Annotated in this window: 14 protein-coding genes and 3 tRNA genes; all 17 read right to left on the reverse strand. The window is 62.0% G+C overall.

Annotated elements, in window-relative coordinates; all coding sequences use genetic code 11:
- Positions 1-46 precede the first annotated feature (46 nt).
- Positions 47-1,168: a thiamine-phosphate kinase gene (gene thiL, locus TX78_RS01160; RefSeq protein WP_044492900.1), complete on the reverse strand. Its 1,122-nt coding sequence runs from the start codon at positions 1,166-1,168 to the stop codon at positions 47-49.
- Positions 1,169-1,322: 154 nt separating this feature from the next.
- Entirely contained in the window at positions 1,323-2,780 is a 1,458-nt protein-coding gene (locus TX78_RS14070; RefSeq protein ID WP_233722139.1) for a helix-turn-helix transcriptional regulator, read from the reverse strand.
- 1,166 nt (positions 2,781-3,946) lie between these two features.
- Complete coding sequence (locus tag TX78_RS12400; protein WP_049897268.1) at positions 3,947-5,899, reverse strand: helix-turn-helix transcriptional regulator; 1,953 nt, start codon at positions 5,897-5,899, stop codon at positions 3,947-3,949.
- A 1,574-nt stretch (positions 5,900-7,473) separates the two neighbouring features.
- Positions 7,474-7,546: transfer RNA gene (locus TX78_RS01185), tRNA-Glu, on the reverse strand.
- Positions 7,547-7,584: 38 nt separating this feature from the next.
- Positions 7,585-7,660, reverse strand: a tRNA-Glu gene (locus TX78_RS01190).
- Between the two features lie 30 nt (positions 7,661-7,690).
- Positions 7,691-7,762, reverse strand: a tRNA-Gln gene (locus TX78_RS01195).
- A 144-nt stretch (positions 7,763-7,906) separates the two neighbouring features.
- Positions 7,907-9,442: a glutamate--tRNA ligase gene (gene gltX / locus TX78_RS01200; protein ID WP_044492908.1), complete on the reverse strand. Its 1,536-nt coding sequence runs from the start codon at positions 9,440-9,442 to the stop codon at positions 7,907-7,909.
- Positions 9,443-9,514: 72 nt separating this feature from the next.
- Complete coding sequence (locus TX78_RS01205) at positions 9,515-10,288, reverse strand: fumarylacetoacetate hydrolase family protein (RefSeq protein ID WP_044492910.1); 774 nt, start codon at positions 10,286-10,288, stop codon at positions 9,515-9,517.
- 83 nt (positions 10,289-10,371) lie between these two features.
- Complete coding sequence (locus TX78_RS01210) at positions 10,372-11,445, reverse strand: branched-chain amino acid aminotransferase (protein ID WP_044492913.1); 1,074 nt, start codon at positions 11,443-11,445, stop codon at positions 10,372-10,374.
- Positions 11,446-11,531: 86 nt separating this feature from the next.
- A complete protein-coding gene (locus tag TX78_RS01215; protein WP_044493490.1) occupies positions 11,532-12,641 on the reverse strand; it encodes a 3-isopropylmalate dehydrogenase in 1,110 nt (369 codons plus the stop codon).
- A 156-nt stretch (positions 12,642-12,797) separates the two neighbouring features.
- Positions 12,798-14,408, reverse strand: a complete 1,611-nt coding sequence (gene metG / locus TX78_RS01220) for a methionine--tRNA ligase (protein WP_044492915.1) — start codon at positions 14,406-14,408, stop codon at positions 12,798-12,800.
- Between the two features lie 27 nt (positions 14,409-14,435).
- Positions 14,436-16,028: a phosphoglycerate dehydrogenase gene (serA, locus tag TX78_RS01225; RefSeq protein WP_044492917.1), complete on the reverse strand. Its 1,593-nt coding sequence runs from the start codon at positions 16,026-16,028 to the stop codon at positions 14,436-14,438.
- Between the two features lie 258 nt (positions 16,029-16,286).
- Positions 16,287-17,312 carry a ketol-acid reductoisomerase gene (gene ilvC / locus TX78_RS01230; RefSeq protein ID WP_044492920.1) on the reverse strand — a complete coding sequence of 342 codons (1,026 nt, stop codon included), beginning with the start codon at positions 17,310-17,312 and terminating at the stop codon, positions 16,287-16,289.
- A 61-nt stretch (positions 17,313-17,373) separates the two neighbouring features.
- Positions 17,374-17,943: an acetolactate synthase small subunit gene (gene ilvN, locus TX78_RS01235; RefSeq protein ID WP_044492922.1), complete on the reverse strand. Its 570-nt coding sequence runs from the start codon at positions 17,941-17,943 to the stop codon at positions 17,374-17,376.
- 4 nt (positions 17,944-17,947) lie between these two features.
- Positions 17,948-19,834 carry an acetolactate synthase large subunit gene (locus tag TX78_RS01240; RefSeq protein ID WP_233722111.1) on the reverse strand — a complete coding sequence of 629 codons (1,887 nt, stop codon included), beginning with the start codon at positions 19,832-19,834 and terminating at the stop codon, positions 17,948-17,950.
- A gap of 325 nt (positions 19,835-20,159) precedes the next feature.
- Complete coding sequence (gene ilvD / locus TX78_RS01245; RefSeq protein ID WP_081652472.1) at positions 20,160-21,947, reverse strand: dihydroxy-acid dehydratase; 1,788 nt, start codon at positions 21,945-21,947, stop codon at positions 20,160-20,162.
- A 221-nt stretch (positions 21,948-22,168) separates the two neighbouring features.
- A complete protein-coding gene (locus TX78_RS01250) occupies positions 22,169-22,780 on the reverse strand; it encodes an ANTAR domain-containing response regulator (protein ID WP_044492926.1) in 612 nt (203 codons plus the stop codon).
- Between the last annotated feature and the right edge of the window lie 54 nt (positions 22,781-22,834).

Genomic DNA, 22,834 nt, shown 5'->3' on the forward strand with positions numbered 1-22,834 from the left:
ATGTTCAACGGCTGATCAGGTCGTTCCGGGACGGGCCAGACATCAGTTAAGCCAGTGAGTCCCAGCCAATGCTCTCAACGGCGCTTCCGGTAATCACGCCGGGGGCGCCGTTGGCGTCTGCGACTGTCCCTATCCGCCGGAACCCCTCCGGCAGTTCCACGACGGCGGGGAAGCTCGCCAGCAGTGCGTATTCCTCACCCCCGCCAAGCACCCAGGAAAGAGCCTGATCAGGGGTGCTGCCCACTGCGGTGGCGATGGGTTCCAGGGTCCGCGCTTCAGCCAGCAGAGCGTCGTCGTCGAACTCGATGCGCACCTCTGAGGAACGTGCCAGACGTCCGGCGTCACGCAGCAGGCCATCAGAGATATCCATAGCTGCGGTAGCACCGGCAGCGCGCGCCGCTGGCCCGGCAGTCAGCGGCGGGGTGGGGCGCTGCTGGGCAGTCAAGACCTGCGCCAGGAGGTCGGCGTGGTGGTCCAGGTGCTGCAGTTTCTCCGGATCCGTCAGCTCGTCGCGGGGCATGTCTAGGAACGCCAGTCCGGCTGCGGCTCGTCCGAGGGGACCGCAGATGGCCAGCACATCCCCCGCGGTTGCTCCGCTGCGGCGCAGGCCTCCGGCCGGTTGGCCTTCAGCCTCCCGTGGGAGCTCTCCCACTGCGGTGATGGTCACCGAGATCTGTTCTCCGGTGCCAAGATCCCCGCCAGCGATCACGCAGCGTTGGGCCCCAGGCTGCTGGCATGCGCGGATCACACCGCGGTAGAAGTCCTTAACCCACCGCACCGGTAGGTCTGCAGGCAATGTCAGACTCACCAGCAAGGCGGTGGGGACTGCGCCCATAGCATTGATATCGGAGAGATTCTGCGCGGCTGCCTTGGTGCCGACGTCCATAGCCCATTTCTCGGCCGATTCCCCGGCGGCCGCGCTGAGCTCCGCGGACCCGAGCCACCATTCACGGCGGAAGTCCTGGCCTTCGCTCATGGTGTCAGTTGTGAGCACAAGCTGAGCTCCAGCCGTGGCAGTGAGCAGGGCGGCGTCGTCACCTGGTCCGAGGTCCATGGAGGTGCCGGTCACAGCGCTATTGTGGGGATCGACGGCGGCCCGCAGGGTTTCCAGCACAACCTCTTCACCAACCCGCCCCACAGTCTCCGGCGCCTTAGGCTGATTGGTCATTCGCTCTCTTGTCCTCTCGGTAGAGGGGTCAGTCCAGGCGAGCAACTTCTGCTGCGCGTCGACAGGGCTTGCGTCACTCGGGAGACTGAACTCGCGCCCCCGGCCAGCTCCGCAATCCCCATCTGCTTAGCCTATCCGGGCAGCGCAGGGAGATTTAGTAGGTATCGCTGGAAAGCAACCCCAGGGAGACGAGTTCCACCCGGTTGTCACACGCGAACCTGTGGAGCAGTCTGGAAATGGTGGACTCGACAGTTCGTGGAGACAAATCCAGTGATCGGGCGATGGCACGGGTGGAAAGGCCCTGTTGCAAGCCGCGGAGAACCGCGGACTCACGTTCATTCAACTGAAGGTCCGTAAACGTAGACAGAAGCCAGGATGGTTCAACTGCTTGCTCCTTGGCTTCAAGAAGCAAGCGAATCGCCTGTGCCCTATGTCTGCGCGACATTTCGTGCTTCCGCTCCCAGCGCACACTGATAATAGAAAGCCCGAAGAATGTAGCTTTGGCTTCGATCAGGGAGGAGGCAATATCGAGTGCCTCATGATCACTGTGACTGGCCATCGCAGCTGCCAGCTTCACGATCATCGCTGTTCTACCGTGCCGTTGAGTCCATGGAGCAGCCAGCACGCAATTGACTGCCTGAGCCGAACGCCCCAGCAAGGCCAATAGCAGCAGTTGCTGCTCTTGAGCCCACTCCCCTTCGCCTCGTGCCTGCGATCCCAGCTGTATGAGCCGTGAGCTGACTTCAGCAGCAGGAAGTCCACTGCCGATAAGGGCCAGACCCTCAGCGAACAGACGAACGTGTGGCAAGCCGATGTATGGGTCGTCATCGGGGTATCGGATTCGATGCGACATATGCGCCTCATTGGCGACGTGTTCGTCTACGTATGATGCAGTCGCTGCGATCAGCGATGAGGCGCACCGGGCCAGACCGTAGGCGTCTGCCCGGAGGAATGCTTCATGAGCTGCCGTGGCGTAGCGCAGAGCAGAAACCATTCTGTCCTCCTGCATGGCGAGTAGCGAGCTCACTAGGTCCACGGTGCCCTGAAACGAGACACTCGGCGTAGGCCGGCTCGCCCAGGTACGCAGTTCGACCCGCAGCGCGTCTGTCCGCCAGTCATGAGCCATCGCGATCAGCAGCATGAGTGTGACGGCGGCATCCTCAATGTCTGGATGATTACCTTCCCGAGCCAGATCATCCCAGAGGGAGGCCAATACTAAGCGGCCAAGTCCCGGATGCTGACGCATGCCGAGCCAAGCACCTACCCAAAGTTGAGCTACAACAAGTTCGTCCCAGTCGGCGTGCAGACGAATCTGCGCCAGTTCTCTCAGCCAGATGTCCGAATCATCACACGAAGTCAGATCGTATATGCGCGAGAGATAAGGAGTACTGTTTTGCCCGAACGAATCCAGATCACTAAGTATCGGGCGACCAATTTCTGGGTGGAATAGACACATCCGATAAGCCAGTAGGCGCGCTTGTCGGTGAGCCTCCGGATAAGCGCCCCTTGAGGCCTCGTTTTGGCACTGGTCCGCGAACAAACGGAGCGCTCTAGCAGCTTCTTCAATCTGCCCTGTGGCCAACAGCGCTCTGGCCCGCAGCACGCGCAGCATGGGGGTCACGGACTCCGCCGCACCCACGATATCCAGGACCGGCTCGTACCAGCTTCGGGAGATGCACAGTCGACCGACTCGCTCAGCCTTCTCGACCTCTGTACGGACGCCAGCCCGGGCGGCCCACCATATAAGCGAAGACTCTGAAGCAGGTCCACCGTCCTCGGATGGGATGTATCGCCCCACGTCATACCAGAGTCGAATGAGTTCTGTTGGGTTGTAGACAATCCTGACGGCCGTGATTAACGCCTCTGCTGTCACACGCACGTCTAGGAATCCCTGGTGGGTGACACGATCAGGTGCAAGCAGGTCCTGTGCACGTAGGCTCAACACCGCTGCTTCTCCGTAATGTGTCCTTGCCCAGCTCTCGGGAAGTCTCCCGCTGATGGCAGTCAGAACCAGCAGTTCCTGCTCGGGAGCTTCCAAACCCCCCAGGATTCCTCCGATTTCACGTCCGAGTAGCTGCTGCAGCGGCTCCTCATCAATGCTCCAGACCCACACACTTCCACGGCGCCTGAGCACTCCTGTCTGGAGGGCGGCCTCCAGGACCCGCTTTGCGAGAAACGGATGACCGGCGCTGAGGGCACTGAGACGTTGCAGCGTGGGGGAACACACAGGTGCACCCAAATGTGTTTCAACTGCATGGGACAGAGCCGCATTAGTCAAACTGGCAAGTGAGAACATGCCAAGGCGTCCTGCACGTTGAAGGGGCTGCACAAAGGAGGGGGTCTCCGCTTCAGTACGCAGCAGGAGTACTAGCCGCACAGCATCGGCGAGTCCGGCCTCGACCAGTGTTTCTCCGCCTGCTGGATCCAGCATCGTCGCAGATTCAATGACGACGACGGGACAGTCTCCCGTACGTTCAGACTCCTGCCGCCCCCATACCCGCAGCGCTTGAGCTGATGCCTGGGGCGTGCCATCATCCAACGCGATATCAGCATGCTTCAGCGCAACGGCCAACGGGCAGGATCCGGAGCCTTCTCCGATTGCTCCGTCCACGCGCAGCACAGGGACGCGCGCTGACAGTTCTTCGACGACGTCGTCGGCGCCCCAAAGACATGGCAGCAGTAAGCCAATACTCTGCCGTTTGGGCAACGAAAGCAGTGCGTCAACAATCCTTGCAGCGGCCTTGAAGCTGTCAAGAACCAGGGTGCACGGAAAATCCTTCAAGTCAGGCTCCTTGAAGAGCCTAATATCCTGGCGCGCAGCTGGGTTCGGGAAGCAACACCGAGCTTACGATAGATGCTGCGCACATGTGCCTGAACGGTGCGCACCGAGATCTTCAGCTCGTGCGCGACGTCGGCAGTTTCTGCACCTACCATCAGTTGCTGAGTGATTTCGCGCTCCCGGGCCGAAAGCAGCTCCTCCACCGCAGGGTGCAGCTTAGCGGCTGCGCGATGCTCGGGACGCAATATCGCGGTACAGAACCGAAACCCTTGGCCCGTTGTCATGGTTGAAGCCAGGAAACGACGGCGGTTCTCTCCTCCCCACGCCAGCACCTGCGCAGACTGAAGGACCTCGTCCTCGACATCGGCTGCCCTTGCTAAATCGATGAGTTCCTGCAGTGTGTCAGCAGGTATTGACGCCGCGCGTCGAAGCAGCACTGTTCGCAGCACCATACGCCTCATACCGGGTGCGTCGGGGGCTATCTTGAAGGCGCCCTCAATCGATAGGGCAAGTGAGGTAGTCGGCGCATGCAACAATCCTCCCAGCAGGACGAGAGTGTCGGTGCACGCATCACGGAATGTTCGGGCGAGCACCGGCGGAACCAAGTCAGGAGGGCCCAGCAGCTCCACTGAGCGGGTGTTGTCCAACACCCTATCCAGGGCCTCCAGAAGGCGGCGCGAGATACTTCCGACAGGGAGCCCGGTTTCAAACTGCGTCCATAGGTCATCCATCTCGGCTTGAAGTTCCGGCGTCTCCTTGCCGCATACCACGCCGCGCACTACCTTCAGGGTCTGATCGATTACGGCATGGAGGAGCCGGCGCTCAGGAGATTCGTCTTTCATCCATGACTCTGGTAAAGGCGTATCGGCCGGATTAATCAGAATTCGGGCAAGACCGACTCGTTCATAGATCCAGCTGCCACCAAGGAGCGGCACCTTCGAGGCCGGCACACTTGTCACCTCCCTTAGCGATGACAATGCCCGACTGGTATCGCCAGCGATCGCAGCGGCGTAGCTATCCAAGGCTGCCGATGCCACGCGTCCCAGCAGTTCAAGATCGAGTTTGCCGGACACTTCGTGCCGTTCGGTGGAGACGCACGGATCCGACTTCCGATGCCGAGGTGGTGCAAATGCGCGAAGGTACCCAGTGGGCGCATAGTCATCAAAATGTGCCAGACGGGATGAGAAATCCGATACTTCGGTATCACCAGCGCTGCCGGCTCCCAGCAAGGAGCCTCGGATGAACGCAGCCAGCGCATGCTCATCAGGCTGACCTGGCTGAGATCCTGTAGTGGTCTCCAGTACGTTCAGCGCGGACCGTGGAGCCCCGGATGCGGCGAGAATGCTGGCTTCGATGTAACGCAGATTGGCGTTCTCTGGGGTCAATCCACTTGCGAGGAACCGGGCCTGCTCAAGAAGGCCTCGTTCTATGTGCTGGTATGCCGCAGCCACAGTTGTTTCATCATCAATGTGATCTCCACCGGCCCGGCGGGCAAGCGCCCAAGAAGCCGTAGGGAGTTGCTGGAGGTGATCATCCCGAGCCGCCAAGACCAAGTGGTGACGGAACCTCGCCCGTCCCAGACATACTTCAGTGCCTTCGCTGCGAAGTAGCCCCGCCTCGAGGAGCCAAAAGACCACGCTGCGGATTGCTTCATCATCAAGGAGTTCCCGCAGCGGAATACGCTCGCGCACCGCGACCAAATACAGGAGACCGACGGCAGCAGGACCTAGGTCCGCTTCCAGGCTTCGACAGAAGTCAGCAGCGGCGCTACGGTCCATCCAGGCAGGGCAACGCACAACCGCACTTCGACCGTCGCGCGGGACAATCCAGCCCTCGGCACGCCCGGCGACGGCCAACCGCCGAACCTCGTGGGGAGTGGATCCAGCTGCCCGAAGCATGAAATCGGTCAGTGCAGCAGTCGGCGAGTGACCAAGTTCTTCTCGGAGGATCACTTCCGCCTCCTCGAAGCTTAGGGGTTCGAGACGTATTTTGAGTCCGCGCCGCGAGTGAAGGGCCCTGGCATAACCAAATCCCAGTTGGGATTCCGATGAACAGGTAAAAACCAACCCCACGCTTTGCTCGCGGACCAGCAGATCCACCACGCTGAATGATTCTTCGTCCAACAGCTCGACTCTGGGAATAATCAGTATTCCAGGGCGTCTACTGCCCTCAGGGCTGGCTAGGCGACGCAGCTCGGCTGCGGCAGCATGCGGATCAGGCACTTTGCACTCGTCCAGAACCTGAAGCCGGCGCTGCAGCGCGTGTTCGGGAACGTTAAAAGAAGGACAAATCGCAAAAGCTGTGCCCAGCTGAAATTCTATTCCACGGATAAATTCAGTGAATCCACAGCCGTGTTGTCCCACCAGCAGAAGCAGCGGAGCCTGAACGTTGACACAGTGCTCTACGGCGAGTCGAACAGACTCTAATCTGGCCATATGGGCCTCCTAGGCACACGGCCACCACATAATTTGTGGCCACTGTGCGAACGGGCTTCAGCACAACGTCATTTATCAGGATGATACACGGAGCGTCAAGGTGACTTCATCGCTCTAAGAGAAATTTCTGCCACCGGAATTCCCAACATAGGACATAGTGGTCGGGCGTCCTGCGTTCATCTGCTCTGTGCTCGGCTGAGCCATTTTGCTCGACGGCCGCCTGAAGGAACGCCGCATGCGCACCCATGGACTGTCCAATGAGAGTGACTTTCTCTCCCGGGCAAAACTCTTAAAGGACATCAACCACATCCGCGACGAATGCTTCTCGTGAAAGATCCGCTGGCCGGTGGGTGCTGCGGCCATGGCCTTGCTGATCCAGCAGCCGCACACGGTCGGTGCTTAGCAGGATCCTGCCGCTAGGTAGCAGTTCAAGGGATGGCGCCCAGCGAGACCATGAAACAGGAGCACGGGTGAGGCCGCCTAAATCCGTGACCGAGAGCCGGACTTTCTCACGTTATACGCTAGCCAGCTTCCACGCCCCCGACTAAAAGAATTGTGCACGGACGTTGTCCTTCCTCAGTTCCGCAAATGAAGGAAGGACCTACTCAGAAATGGGAGTTTGCTGGTAGGAGGCTAATCGCCATCCGTTCTGGCGTCGCACGTCAAGAGAGGACATCAATGCCCGGAACTCAGGGGCTGCTTCATCGCGCCAAACAGTGCCTTTGTAGACAAAGACTGCAGAGGACTCATGTAGTGAAACGAGCGGTTCTTCTGTGATCTCATACTCGCGCCAGGGTGACGCATCATTCAGCGACTCGATGACCTGTTCGCGAGTGAGGACAAACCGGGGGAAAGAATCTTGACCCCGTTTTCGGTCATGAGCTGTCCATAGAAATCCGCAGCTAAGCTGGAGCACAATGATTGCCACCCTTTGTGCTCTAACTCCAGCAGCTCATCCATGCTCATGGCTCCATACTAGCCAGGTAGGGAAGACTCAAGGGGGCGAAGCAGACATTCGATAATTCATGTCAGATACGGAAAAACCCCAAGTCTGCATTCGACCTGGGGTTTTCACCTCTTGTATTGATTTGTGACCCCAGCGGGATTCGAACCCGCGTTACCGCCGTGAGAGGGCGGCGTACTAGGCCGCTATACGATGGGGCCGTATTCATTTGTTCGCACTGCTTCACCAAGAAAAAACTTGGTGACCCCAGCGGGATTCGAACCCGCGTTACCGCCGTGAGAGGGCGGCGTACTAGGCCGCTATACGATGGGGCCCAGTGCGAAAGACTGGCCGAAGCCAATCCGCTGGGCTACTAGGACTCGAACCTAGAACGACGGTACCAGAAACCGCTGTGTTGCCAATTACACCATAGCCCACTGTTCAATTTTTACCGCGCTCAGCCGGTCCATTCGGCGGCCTCGCACGGGTATCTACTTTACACTGTGGCCGGGCCCTTGCGCAAAATCGGCAGGACCCGGCCCGTGTATGGGCTTACTCACAGGAGCAGAACCCACACGACATCAGCCCCGGGACTCGACCTCAGCGCGGAAGCGCGCCAGTCGGGCCAGTGACGACCTACGGCCCAGCAGCTCCATGGACTCAAACAGCGGCGGCGAGACCCGGCGTCCGGAAACGGCAGAGCGCACCGCACCGAAGGCCTTGCGCGGCTTCAGCTGAAGCCCTTCAATCAGGGCCTCACGCAGGGCTTCCTCAATTGCCTCGGTGCTCCAGGAGCCCTCATCGATGGCCTCCAGAGCAGAGACGGAAGCATCGAGGGTCTCCAGCACCTGATCCCCCAAGCCGCTGAAGGCCTTCTCCTCGATCTGAAGGTCCTCATCTGCCACGAAGAGGAACGCCATCATGTCCGCACCCTCATCCAGCAGCGCAATCCGCTCCTGAACCAAGGGAGCTGCGCCGTCGAGCAGGAACGCCTCACGCTCGGTGAGCTCTGCGCCCACCAAATCTCGGGCCTGCAGATACGGCACCATACGGTCGCGGAAATCCTCCCGCTCCAGGCGGCGGATATGCGTGCCGTTGATGGCTTCAGCCTTCTTGGTGTCAAAGCGCGCAGGGTTGCCCAGCACATCGGCGACGTCGAAATTCTCCACCAGTTCCTCCACGGTGAAGATGTCCTCATCAGCCGAGAGCGACCATCCCAGCAGCGCCAGGTAGTTCAGCAGACCCTCCCGGATGAACCCGCGGTCCCTGTGGTGGAAGAGGTTGGACTCCGGGTCGCGCTTGGAGAGTTTCTTATTCCCCTCCCCCATCACGTAAGGCAGATGCCCGAAGGCCGGCATGTACTTGGCCACACCGATAACGTAGAGCGCCCGGTATAGGGCAATCTGCCGCGGGGTCGAGGACAGTAGGTCCTCGCCGCGCAGCACATGAGTGATCTCCATGAGCGCGTCATCGACGGGGTTGACCAGCGTGTAGAGCGGCTGACCGTTAGCCCGCGCCACCACAAAATCGGGGGTGGAACCTGCGCCGAAGGTGATTTCACCACGCACCAGGTCGGTGAAGGTGATGTCCTCATCGGGCATCCGGAAACGCAGCACCGGCTCACGACCTTCGGCACGGAAGGCCTCGATCTGCTCAGCGCTGAGGTCGCGGTCATAACCGTCATAGCCGAGCTTGGGGTCACGGCCAGCGGCCCTGTGACGTGCCTCGATCTCTTCCGGAGTGGAGTAGGACTCGTAGATGAATCCGGCGTCCTTCAGCTTCGCCAGTACATCCTGATAGATCTCACCGCGCTGGGACTGGCGGTAGGGCCCATGCGGACCACCGGCCTCCACGCCCTCATCCCAATCGATACCCAACCAGTTCAGGGCTTCCAGAAGCTGCTGGTATGACTCTTCGCTGTCACGCTTGGCGTCAGTGTCCTCGATGCGGAAGATCAGCTTGCCACCGGTGTGCCGGGCATAAGCCCAGTTGAACAGTGCAGTGCGGATCAGTCCCACATGCGGGGTGCCTGTGGGTGAGGGGCAGAAACGCACACGGACTTCAGTCGCGGCGTCGACGGCGGGGATGTCCTTGGGGGGAGCAACGGGAGTGCTCATAGGGGGTTGTCTACTCCTGGTGGTGGATGGGGTGGCTTCCACATTCGCGCGGAAGCGGATAACGACGACGCCTCAGCGCCTGAAGAAGTTGGTCAGAGTTCCGATGCCCTCAACCTCGGCTTCAAAACGGTCACCGTCGGAGAGCAGGCCTACGCCCGCCGGGGTGCCGGTGAGGATGACATCTCCGGGCAGCAGGGTAAAGGCCTGGGAGATATAGGAGACCAGTTCCCGCACACCGAAGACCATATCTGCGGTGGTGCCGTCCTGGACGGTCGAACCGTTGAGTCGACCGGTGACGCGCAGGTCATCGGTATCCAGTTCAGTCTCGATCCAGGGCCCCAGCGGGGAAGAACCGTCGAAGCCCTTGGCGCGGGCCCACTGGTTATCAGTGCGCTGAGCGTCCCGTGCGGTGACGTCATTGCTGACGGTGTAGCCGAAGATCACCTCGTCCACGCGCTCAATCGGCACGTCCTTGCAGATACGTCCAATGACTACGGCCAGCTCTGCCTCGTAGCTGACCTCTTCAGAGAAGGAAGGCAGCGTGACCGGCTCCTGGGGTCCCACCACAGCAGTGTTGGGGATGAGGAACAGCAGCGGGGAGGTGGGCAGCTCATTGCCCATCTCCTTGGCGTGATCTGCGTAGTTTCGACCCACGCCTACGATCTTGGAACGGGGAATGATCGGCGCCACCAAGCGCACATCCTCGAGCTTATGGGTCTGTCCGGACTGCTGAATGCCCTGGTAGAAGGGGTCTCCGATGAGCTGGGTGAGGGTCTCCTCCCCCGGCTCTCCACTGAGGATTCCATAGGCGGGTTCGGCGTCGGTGACAAATCGTGCAATGCGCATGCCACCAGCCTAACTGAGCGCACTGGCCTCGTTGAGCGCACCAGCCTCACCGAGTACGCACCGGTGGAGCTTCTGTCCCAGAGTCAGGCCAGCTTGTGCAGCCAGCCGTGCCGGTCCTCCACCTTGCCGGTCTGGATACCCAGCAGTTCCTCGCGCAGCGCGAGGGTAGTGGAGAAATCACCGGTCATGGTGATGGTCTGGTCACCGTCCAGCAGCTCGCCGATGGGCGTGACCACGGCAGCGGTGCCACAGGCGAAGGCTTCAACGATGGTCCCGTCGGCTGCGCCCTTGGCCCATTCTTCAAGCCCCACGCGTCGCTCCTCCACGGTCAAGCCTCGGTCCTGGGCCAACTGGATGATGGAGGAGCGGGTCACGCCCTCCAGGATGGTGCCGGTCAGCTCGGGGGTGAGCAGGCGTCCGTCGTTGGTGACCAGGAAGACATTCATGCCGCCGAGCTCTTCAATGGCGTTCTCGTGCAGCGGGTCCAGGAACAGCACCTGCTGGCAGCCCTTCTGCGCGGCCTGGGCCTGCGCGGCAAGGGAGCCGGCGTAGTTGCCGCCGGTCTTCGCTGCGCCGGTGCCACCGGGTGCAGCGCGCACATAGTCGCGCGAGACCCAGATCTTCACGGGCTTGAGCTCTCCGCCGAAGAAGTTACCGGCAGGCGAGGCAATCACCCGGTAGGTCACCGTCTGCGAGGGTCGCACACCCAAGAATGCCTCGGTGCCGAACATGAAGGGGCGCAGGTACAGGGCCTCACCGTCGCCGGCGGGAACCCATGCTTTGTCCTTGGCCACCAGCACCTCGAGGGACTGTACGAACACTTCTTCGTCGATCTCCGGCAGCGCCATCCGGCGTGCTGAGGCGTTCATTCGGGCCGCGTTGGCAAAGGGGCGGAAGGTGTACACGCTGCCATCGGGGTGCAGGTAGGCCTTCATGCCTTCGAAGATCTCCGAGGCGTAGTGCAGAACCGAGGCTGCGGGGTCCAGGGTGATGGGACCGTAGGGCTCAATGCGGGCATCCTGCCATCCGGCGTCGGCACTCCAGTCCACCACAGTGGTGTGATCGGTGAAGTTCGTGCCGAACCCGGGGTTCTGCAGAATCTCTGCGATCCGCTCGCCGCTGGTGGGATTCGGGTGCTCGGTAACCTCGAACTTCATGGGTGCCTGCCTTTCAGCATGTGCCTGGTGTACCCGTGCTGGTACATAGGTCAAAGGGCTGTGATCAGCCCCCACTTTACCGCCGTCTAGGAGCCTGCGACGACGCGGCGCAGTTGCAGGACGTAGGCATCGCCACGCTGCGCGGTACTTAAGGATCCGCTGGCCTCGGCAGCCCACTGGCTGAGCTGGACGTGAACGGCCTGCTCGATCTGTTCTGCGGCGGTGCTCAGGCCCAGATGGTCAAGCATCAGCGCTGCGGAGAGGATTGCCGCCGTCGGATCAGCGATGCCCTGACCGGCAATATCCGGAGCGGATCCGTGTACTGGCTCGAACATGGAGGGCGCATCACCGGTGGCGTTGATGGAACCGGAGGCAGCCAGGCCGATCCCTCCGGTGACCGCGCCGGCCAGGTCGGTGAGGATATCGCCGAAGAGGTTGTCAGTGACAATCACATCGAAACGTCCGGGATGAGTCACCATATGGATGGTGGCGGCATCAACATGCATATAGTCCCAGGTCACATCTGGGTATGAGGGTGCTGCCTGTTCCACTGCACGGCGCCACAGGTCACCAGCGTGGACCAGCACATTGTGCTTATGCACCAGGGTCAGCTTCTTGGACCGGCCCTGAGCGCGCACAAAGGCGTCCTCCACTACACGCTGTACGCCGTAGGCGGTGTTCAGCGAGACTTCGGTGGCGATTTCCTGACTCGTTCCCTTGCGAATACTGCCGCCGTTGCCCACATAGGGACCCTCGGTGCCTTCGCGCACCACCACGAAGTCAATCGGAGCATCAGTAGCCAGCGGAGTCTGCACTCCCGGGTAGGTGCGGGCCGGGCGCAGGTTGACGCAGTGGTCGAGACTGAAGCGCAGTTTGAGCAGCAGTTCGCGCTCGATGAGGCCGCTGGGCACCCGGGTGTCCTGCGGATCCGCACCGACGGCGCCGAAGAGGATCGCGTCATGCCCACGCAGCTGCTGCAGGGTTTCCTCAGACAGGGTCTCCCCGGTGGCAAGCCAGTGCTGCACTCCCAGGGGGTATTCGGTGTAGGCGACCGTGGCTCCTGAAGCCTCCGCAGCGACGTCCAGCACCTTCCTGGCCTCGGTGATCACCTCGGGACCGATACCGTCTCCCGGGATCACCGCGATCTCCAGATGCTGGGCTGCCTGCTCTGCCGCTGAAACGCTCTGCTCTGTCATGGAACTCACAGTAGTGAGCACTTCCCGGTACGACGACGGCGCCCCCGCAGTTCTCAGCATCTGGAACCTTCATGATGCTTCGAGAGCTGCGTGGGGCGCCGTCGTGCTCGCCGCCAGAGGCTGCGCGCGCTAGCTGAGAGCTGGCACGCTGGCGGATCACACCGTCTCCGGCTCCTCATGCCGCGGGAAGATCGGCTGCGGTTTCTCTAGCGCGCTTCCCGGCTCAAGCGCCTGGTCGAAGGCCGAAAAGCTGCGCGGACCCTCGCCGGAGGCGTTGGTGCGTCCCGCATCACCGGAGGCTGGAACACCTAGAACATCCAGCAGCTTGGTGGCTGAGGTGGGCATCACCGGCTGAATGAGCAGAGCCACCTTACGGATGATCTCGGCCGTCACATACAGCACGGTCCGCATGCGTGCCTCATCGGTCTTCTTCAGCTTCCACGGTTCCTGCTCCGCGAAGTAGGCGTTAGTCTCCCCCAGTACATGCCAGGTGCGTTCCAAGGCGCGGTGGAAGTCCTGGAGCTGGTAGGCCTCCCGTGAAGTCTCCAGCAGGGCCTCCGCCTGGTCCAGGATGGCACGGTCCTCAGCGGTGTACTCACCGGGCTGCGGGATCGCGCCGTCGCAGTTCTTCACGATCATGGACAAGCTTCGCTGTGCCAGGTTCCCGAGGTTATTGGCCAGGTCAGAGTTCTTACGTCCGATCACGGCTTCGTGAGTGTAGGAGCCGTCCTGGCCGTAGGGGAATTCTCTGAGCAGGAAGAAGCGCACGGCGTCGAGGCCGTAAGTATCCACCCAGGCTGCAGGAGCCACCACATTGCCCACCGACTTGGACATCTTCTCGCCGGCATTGTGCAGGAAGCCGTGGATGATGACGCGCTTGGGCAGCGGCAATCCGGCGCTCATCAGGAACGCCGGCCAGAAAATGCAGTGGAACCGGGAGATGTCTTTGCCGATGAGATGCAGGTCCGCGGGCCAGAACTTCTGGAAAGACTCAGAATCCACCTGGGGGTAGCCCACGCCGGTCAAATAGTTGGTCAGCGCGTCCACCCACACGTACATCACGTGCTTGAGGTCAGTCTCACCGGCCGTGAGATCCTCCGGCACCGGCACACCCCAATCAAAAGTGGTGCGGGAGATGGAGAGGTCATTAAGACCGCCTTCGACGAAGCGGATCACTTCGTTGAAGCGACTGCGTGGGCCGGCAAAGTCGGGGTTCTGCTCGTAGAAGGCCAGCAGCTTGTCCTGGTAACTGGACAGCCGGAAGAAGTAGGACTCCTCCTCCACCCAGTGCACCGGGGTGCCGGTCTCAATGGAGTAGCGTTCCCCGTCCTCGCGAATCTCAGTCTCTGACTCGGTGTAGAAAGACTCATCGCGCACCGAGTACCAGCCGGAGTACTTATCGAGGTAGATGTCCCCGGCTTCCACCATGCGTCGCCACAGCGCCTTGGAGGCTTCGTAGTGATCGGTATCGGTGGTGCGGATGAAGCGGTCGTAGGAGATGTCCAGGACCTCGTCGTCGACCCTTTTAAAGGCAGAGGCGTTGCGCGTGGCCAGCTCATAGGGCGTGATCCCCTGGGCCTCAGCGTTCTGCTGCATCTTCTGCCCGTGCTCATCGGTACCGGTCAGGAAGAACGTCTCGTAGCCGTCGAGGCGTTTGAAACGCGCCATGACGTCAGCAGAGATGTACTCGTAGGCGTGACCGATATGCGGCTCTCCGTTGGGGTAGGAGATCGCGGTGGTGATGTAGTACGGGGTCTTGTCTGCCATAGCGGTGTCGTAAGTTCTCTCTTGTGGTCAGTCTTCGAGGTCTACTTCGGCGGCCAGGGTCGCCTGAACCTCGGCGCTGATTGACTCCAGCACTCCGGTGGGCAGTGCAGAATCGATGGCCAGCACAGCTAGTGCGCGGCCTTCCTTGGTGTTCTGCGAGATCTGCATGCCAGCGATGTTCACACCCTCATCTCCCAGGATGCGCCCAAGAGCACCGACCACACCGGGGCGATCTGCGTATTCGAAGACCACCAGGTGATCAGTCAGCGTGATCTCCAGATCGTAACCGTTGATGCCCACGATCTTCTCGATCTGCTTGGGGCCGGTCAATGTGCCGCGCGCCGAGAGGTTGGTGCCCGAAGAGGTGGCACCGCGCACGGTCAGCGCATTGCGGTAGTCCTCCACCTCGGTCGTGGTGGTCAGTCGGGTGGAGATGCCGCGCTGCTCAGCAAGTACCGGAGCGTTGACGTAGGAGACCGGCTCGTGCACCACGTCGGTGAACAGACCCTTCAGCGCTGCCAGCTGCAGTGCTGAGACGTTGTGCTCGGCGATCTCTCCTGCCGCCTCAGTCTCAATATCGGTGAAGGCTTCGGTGGAGAGGGCGTTGAGCACTCGGCCGAGCTTCTCGATCAGAGGGATGCCGGGGCGCACCAGCGGATCGATGGCTCCGCCTGCCACGTTCACGGCGTCGGGGACGAGTTCACCGGCAAGCGCCAGCCGTACTGACTTTGCTACTGAGACACCGGCCTTCTCCTGGGCCTCGTGAGTGGAAGCACCCAGATGCGGGGTAACCACCACATTCTCCCGGGCGAAGAAGGGCAGATCGGTGGAAGGCTCAGTGGAGAAGACGTCCACTGCGGCTCCGCCGATCTCTCCTGCCGCCAGGGCCTCTTCCAGCGCTTCTTCGTCGATGAGGCCACCGCGGGCCACGTTGACGACCACGGCGGTGTCCTTCATCTTGGCAAAGGCGGCCTTGCCCAGCATGCCGAGGGTCTCGGGGGTCTTGGGCATGTGGATGGTGATCACGTCAGCTTTTTCGTACAGCTCGTCCAGACTGACAAGCTGCGCACCGAGCTGGTGGGCGCGGGCTGCGGTGACGTAGGGGTCGTAGGCGAGGATCTCCATATCGAAGGCCTTCATCCGCTCGGCTACCAGTCCGCCGATGCGGCCCAGACCAATAACACCGAGGACTTTGTCCTGAAGCTCCACGCCGGTGTACTTCGAGCGCTTCCACTCCCCTGCCTTCAGCGCCTGATGCGCCGGGGAGATATTGCGAGCCAGGCCCAGGATATGGGCGCAGGTCAGTTCTGCGGCGGAGACAATATTCGACGTCGGGGCGTTGACCACCATGACGCCAGCGGCAGTGGCCGCGGGGATGTCCACATTGTCCAGCCCGACCCCGGCACGGGCTACAACCTTCAGCTTCTTGGCGTAGGAGAGGACTTCGGCGTCGACCTGGGTGGCGGAACGGACCATCAGGGCATCGGCCTCGGCGATGTCCGCGAAGAGCCGTGGGCGGTCGGTGCCGTCGGACTGACGAATCTCGAAGTCCGGCCCGAGGGCCTCGACGGTGGCAGGTGACAGTTCTTCGGCGAGGACAACAACGGGACGAATGCTCACAGGTTCCTTCTTCAGTATCGGGATGTACTGCTTAGACGGCTTGGGGCCGGCGCTTCGGCCGACCCCACCATCCTAGAGAATTTTTCGCGTTCTTCGAGCGGCTAGCGCCCAGTGGGGACGCGTATCTCGGTGCGCCACGGCACGGGAGTCACAAAAGACGGTATTTCAACGCCGAAAGTGGCATACATAACGTTATTTGTGACTCCCGTATGTGCAGCCGTGCCGCTGCGGCGGGGTTTCCCCACCAGCGGGACTACCTCAGCGTGCCGCAGTGCCCTCGGTGTAGTCGTCATCCTGGGTGATCCAGGAGAACAGCTTGCGCAGCTCGCGCCCGGTGGACTCGATCGGGTGCTCTTCGTTCTTCTTGCGCAGCTCCGCGAACTCCTTGCCGCCGTTGCGCTGGTCGTCCATGAAGCGCTGGGCGAAGGCACCGGACTGGATATCGGCCAGTACTGCCTTCATGTTTTCCTTGACCTCTGGGGAGATCACCCGCGGACCGGAGACGTAGTCGCCGAACTCTGCGGTGTCAGAGATGGACCAGCGCTGCTTGGTCAGGCCGCCTTCGACCATCAGATCCACGATCAGCTTCAGCTCGTGGAGCACCTCGAAGTAGGCGATCTCCGGCTTATAACCGGCCTCAGTCAGGGTCTCGAAGCCGTACTGCACCAGCTGGGAGGCACCGCCGCAGAGCACAGCCTGCTCGCCGAAGAGATCGGTTTCGGTCTCCTCGGTGAAGGTGGTCTCAATGACACCGGCGCGGGTGCCGCCGATGCCCTTGGCGTAGGCCAGAGCCAGGTCCTTGGCCTTTCCGGTGGCGTCCTGTTCAATGGCGATCAGCGCAGGCACACCGCGGCCTGCCTCGTATTCGCGGCGGACCACATGGCCGGGGCCCTTCGGGGCCACCATGGCGACGTCGACGTCGGCGGGCGGCTGGATGTAGCCGAAGCGGATGTTGAAGCCGTGGGAGAAGAACAGCGCGTTGCCGGACTCCAGGTTCGGCGCGATCTCTTCGGCGTAGACAGCAGCCTGGTGCTGATCCGGGACCAGGATCATCACCACATCTGCAGCCTTTGCCGCCTCGGCAACAGTGGCGACCTTCAGGCCCTGCTCCTCGGCCTTGGCGCGGGAGGAGGAGCCCTCCTTGAGGCCGACGACGACGTCCACACCGGAGTCGCGCAGCGACAGTGCGTGGGCGTGGCCCTGGGAGCCGTAGCCGATGACGGCTACGGTCTTGCCGGAGAGGACGGAGAGGTCGGCGTCGTCGTCGTAGTAGAGGTCAGTCATCGTTCGAGGTTCTCCTCATGGTGGTTGGGTTTTTGGTCAGTAGTCTTCAAGAGTGAGGGCGCTAGCGCAGCGCTTTGCCGGAGAGAGCTTTCTCCGTCATGGATTTGGAGCCGCGGGAGATCGCCAGGGTTCCCGAACGTACGATCTCACGGACCCCGAAGGGCTCCAGCACGCTGAGCAGGGCGTCGAGCTTATCGGCGGCACCGGTGGCTTCAACGGTCAGTGAGTCCACCGACACATCAACGATCTTGGCCCGAAACAGCTCCACCGCCTGGGTGACCTGCAGCCGTGCTGCGGCATCAGCGCGGACCTTGATGAGCAGATGTTCACGCTGCACCGAGTTGCCCGGCTCAAGCTCAATGATCTTGATGACGTTGATGAGCTTGTTCAGCTGTTTGGTGATCTGCTCAAGCAGCGTGGTGTCGGCATCGACCACTACGGTGATCCGGCTCAGGCCTTCGATTTCGGAGGGCCCCACGGCCAGCGAGTGGATGTTGAAGGCGCGGCGGGCGAAGAGCCCCGACACCTTGGAGAGCACGCCGGGGACGTCTTCCACCAGCACCGACAGTGTGCGGCGGGAGACGGCTTCATCGGTCGCCTGGGCTTTGACGTTGTTCTTCAGAGCGCTCATGGTCTCAGTCCTCCTCATCCCACTCGGGAGTCATATTGCGAGCCACCTGGATGGCGCTATTGGAGACGCCGGCGGGCACCATGGGCCAGACCATGGAGTCCCGGGAGACGACAAAATCGATGACCACGGGACGATCGTTGATCTCCATGGCTTCAGCGATCACCGCATCGATGTCCTCTTCGCGCTCGCAGCGCAGCCCCACACAGCCATATGCCTCGGCCAGTTTGACGAAGTCCGGGATGCGCACCACATCGTTACCGTCGGCGCTGACTGCCGTATTCAGGTGGGTGTTGGAGTAGCGGGACTCATAGAACAGGGTCTGCCACTGGCGGACCATGCCCAGGGATGAGTTGTTGATGACGGCGACTTTGATCGGAATGTTGTTGATGGCGCAGGTGGCCAGTTCCTGGTTGGTCATCTGGAAGCAGCCGTCGCCGTCGATGGCCCAGACAACTCGTTCCGGGCTGCCCACGGCTGCGCCCATCGCTGCTGGCACCGAATAGCCCATAGTGCCCAGGCCTCCGGAGTTCAGCCACTGGCGGGGCCGGTCGTAGGTGATGAACTGGGCAGCCCACATCTGATGCTGTCCCACGCCTGCGGCATAGATGGCTTCTGACCCGGCAGCCTCACCGATCTTCTGGATGACTTTCTGCGGGGCGATTTTGCCGTCTTCAGGCTCAGTCCATCCCAGCGGGTAAGTCTCGCGCAGCCGGTCCAGCTGCTTCCACCATGCTGCGAGGTCTGGCTGGCCCTGTGTGGCGAAAACGTCCTCGACGGCGCTGCGCAGCTCCGGCACGATCTCCTTCAGCGACCCGACGATCGGCACATCTGCCAGCCGGTTCTTGGAGATCTCTGCAGGGTCGATATCGGCGTGGATGACCTTGGCACCTGGGGCGAAGGTCTCCAGCTGACCGGTGACCCGGTCGTCGAAGCGGGCGCCGAGGGTGATCAGCAGATCAGCCTGCTGCAGCGCGGCCACAGCGGAGACCGTTCCGTGCATCCCGGGCATACCCACGTTCTGCGGGTGGGAATCGGGGAAAGCCCCGCGTGCCATCAGCGTGTTGACCACCGGGGCACCCACAGTTTCGGCCAGGCTGATGAACTCCTCGGAGGCTTCGGCTTTGATCAGACCGCCACCGATGTAGAAGACCGGACGGGAGCTGGACTGGATGAGCTTTGCTGCCTCACGGACCTGTTTGGCATGGCCGCGGGTCACGGGCTTATAGCCGTTGAGCCCGATCTTCGGCGGCCAGGAGAAGGTGGTCTGCGCGGTCTGCGCGGATTTGGTGATGTCCACCAGCACCGGACCCGGGCGTCCCGAGGAGGCGATGTGGAAGGCCTCTGCCATGACCTGGGGAATCTGGTCGGCGTCGGTCACCAAGAAGGCGTGCTTAGTGATCGGTGTGGAGATCCCGACGATATCGGCTTCCTGGAATGCATCAGTTCCGATGACCTGGGCATTGACCTGTCCGGTGATGGCGACCATGGGGACAGAGTCCATATGGGCATCAGCCAGCGGGGTCACCAGATTAGTGGCTCCGGGGCCCGAGGTGGCGAAGCAGACGCCCACTTTTCCGGTGGCCATGGCGTAGCCCTGGGCTGCATGTCCGCCGCCCTGTTCGTGCCGGACCAGGATGTGGTTGATCTGGGTGGAGTCCATCAACGGATCGTAGGTGGGCAGGATGGCTCCGCCCGGAATGCCGAAGACATCGGTGACCCCCAGCTCCTCCAGGCTGCGAATGATGGCCTGGCTGCCGGTGACCTGCTCCGGGGCTATCACGCGCCCAGGGCCGTAGAGGCGCTGGTCAGCGGTGGTAATACGGCCATGTCGATCCAGGCTGTTGCGCAGGCTGGCTGCAGGGTCAGCGTGTTCTGCTGGGGCAGTGCTCATCTCTTCTTCCCTCATCCAAGTCATGGTGTCCTGCCTTAAAGTCATCGGGCCCCACACAGACGAAACCCCGGCTCCGAGGAGTCCCTGTGGACCCTTCTGCCGGGGTTGGACGGTGCTTAGCGTCGGCGCATGAGCAGCTCGTTCACACCCCGGCGGGGGTAATGACGAGTACTACTACTAGCTTCTGGCGCATATGACCATCCTTGCCCCGGGTGTGATGTGTGTCAATTCCGGGAATTTGGCGTCTCATATTTTGGACGGATCGATATCCTGGGGTCGTTCTGCATTGACCAACAGCACAGTCCTGCCGCGCAGCCGAGTGGCGTCAGCCGCAGTACGCGCCCTCTGCCGCAGACCGTACGAGCTTGGCGTATTTGCCCAGCACGCCGGTGGTGACAAACGGCGGCAGCGGCTTCCAGGCCGGATCCGCCCGGCGCTGAGCCAGCACGGACTCCTCAACCTCCAGCTCGATGCTGCGGGAAGCGATGTCCACGCGGATCGTGTCGCCGTCAGCGATATAGGCGATAGGCCCGCCGTCGACCGCTTCCGGCGCGATATGGCCGATGCACAGACCAGTGGTGCCCCCGGAGAAGCGCCCGTCGGTAATCAGCAGCACGTCCTTGCCCAGGCCAGCACCCTTGATCGCACCGGTGATGGCCAGCATTTCGCGCATACCAGGTCCGCCCTTGGGACCTTCGTAACGGATGACGACGACGTCGCCGGCCTTGATCCGGCCCTCTTCCAAGGCTTTCAGCGCTGCCTGCTCGCGTTCGAATACCCGCGCAGTACCTTCGAAGACCTCGGCATCGAAGCCCGCAGACTTCACCACCGCACCCTCAGGAGCAAGAGAGCCGCACAGAACCGCGATGCCGCCGTTGTGGTGCATGGGGTTATCCAGGGTGCGGATGATCTTGCCGTCAATATCCGGTGGGTTGATGGCTTCGAGGTTCTCGGCCACGGTCTTGCCGGTCACTGTCAGCACGTCGCCGTGGATGAGGCCGGCATCCAGCAGAGCACGCATCACCACGGGCACACCGCCGACCTTGTCCACATCTGCCATCACATGCTGGCCGAAGGGCTTCAGGTCTCCCAGGTGCGGGACTCGGTCGCCGATGCGGTTGAAGTCATCCAGCGTCAGGTCCACCTCGGCCTCACGGGCGATGGCCAGCAGATGGAGCACCGCGTTGGTGGAGCCGCCGAATGCCATGGTCACTGCGATGGCGTTTTCGAAGGCCTTCTTGGTGAGGATGTCGCGGGTGGTGATGCCCTTGCGCAGCAGCTCCACGACAGCCTCACCTGACTTGTGGGCGTAGTAGTCGCGGCGGCGGTCGGCCGAGGGTGGGGCGGCGGAGCCGGGCAGTGAGAGCCCCAGCGCCTCACCGATGCACGCCATGGTGTTGGCGGTGTACATACCGCCGCAGGCGCCTTCGCCGGGGCAGATGGCACGTTCGATCACATCGAGGTCCGCCTCGCTGATGGTGCCGCGTGCGCAGGCGCCCACACCTTCGAAGGCGTCGATGAGTGTGACTTCCTTCTCCGTACCATCGGAGAAGCGGGCGATGCCGGGCATGATGGAGCCGGCGTAGAGGAAGACCGAGCTGACATCGAGCCGAGCGGCAGCCATCAGCATGCCAGGCAGTGACTTGTCACAGCCGGCCAGCAGGACCGAACCGTCCAGTCGCTCAGCCTGCATCACGGTTTCCACCGAGTCGGCGATGACTTCGCGGGAGACCAGCGAGTAGTGCATGCCCTCGTGGCCCATGGAGATGCCATCGGAGACAGAGATAGTGCCGAACTCCAGGGGGTAGCCGCCTCCGGCGTGCACACCCTCCTTCGACGCCTTGGCCAACCGGTCCAGGGAAAGATTGCAGGGGGTGATCTCATTCCAGGAGCTGGCGATGCCGATCTGGGCCTTCTTGAAGTCGTCATCCCCCATACCCACGGCCCGCAGCATGCCGCGGGCAGGTGCCCGGGTGTACCCGTCAGTGACCTGCCAGCTGCGTGGCTTCTCTGGAATGGAGGGCCCGGTGACCGGTGTGGGCGGGGTGAAGCGAGGAGCTTCGGTCTGCTGCGGGTCCTGCTCAGCGGCAGGGTTCTGGGTGCTCTGCGACATGGTACTGATGGTACTCCGGCCCCGAGCCCCTTTGCCTTCTGATGGCGACGTCGTCTCACCACGCGGAATTTCTTGTCTCACTCACCAGGTTCCATAGTGCGCCCTAGTTCACAAGACCTTGTGTTCGATGGAACAACAAAAGTCTGTGCACCCCGGCGCAGCCCAGAGCGCTGAGGCCGCCAGAGCCGCCTGCAAGGCCGCCCTGCGCGGTGCCCGAGAGGCTAACCCATCTGGTCGATGACGGTGTCTGCGACTTCGCGCATGGTCAGCCGACGATCCATCGAGGTCTTCTGGATCCAGCGGAAGGCCTCCGGTTCGGAGAGCCCCATCTTGGTAGTCAGCAGCGACTTCGCGCGGTCCACCAGTTTGCGGGTCTCGAACTTCTCCGCCAGCGAGGAGACTTCCTCCTCAAGGGCGCGGATCTCATCAAAGCGTGCGGCTGCCACCTCGATGGCAGGAATCAGGTCGTTCTCGCTGAAGGGTTTGACCACATAGGCCATCGCTCCGGCCTCCCGCGCTGACTCCACAAGGTCGCGCTGGGAGAAAGCGGTGAGCATCACCACCGGGGCGATGCGCTCCTCGGCAATGGTCTTGGCCGCGGTGATCCCATCCATCACCGGCATTTTCACGTCCATGACCACCAGATCCGGTTCGCTCTCACGGGCCAGCTCCACGGCCTTCTCGCCGTTGTCGGCCTCTCCGACAACCTCGTACCCGGCGCCGGTGAGGATTTCGACGATATCGAGTCGGATCAGCGTCTCGTCCTCTGCCACCAGCACCCGGCGGGGCTGGTGCTGGGCCGGGGCGGTGCCGGCTTCAGTCTGCTCTGTCACGGGGCTCCTTCATGCTTAAGGGTCTAGGGGCGGGACCTGCCCCGCGCCAGTTGC

The sequence above is a fragment of the Nesterenkonia massiliensis genome, from assembly GCF_000455245.1.
Taxonomy (GTDB): domain Bacteria; phylum Actinomycetota; class Actinomycetes; order Actinomycetales; family Micrococcaceae; genus Nesterenkonia; species Nesterenkonia rhizosphaerae.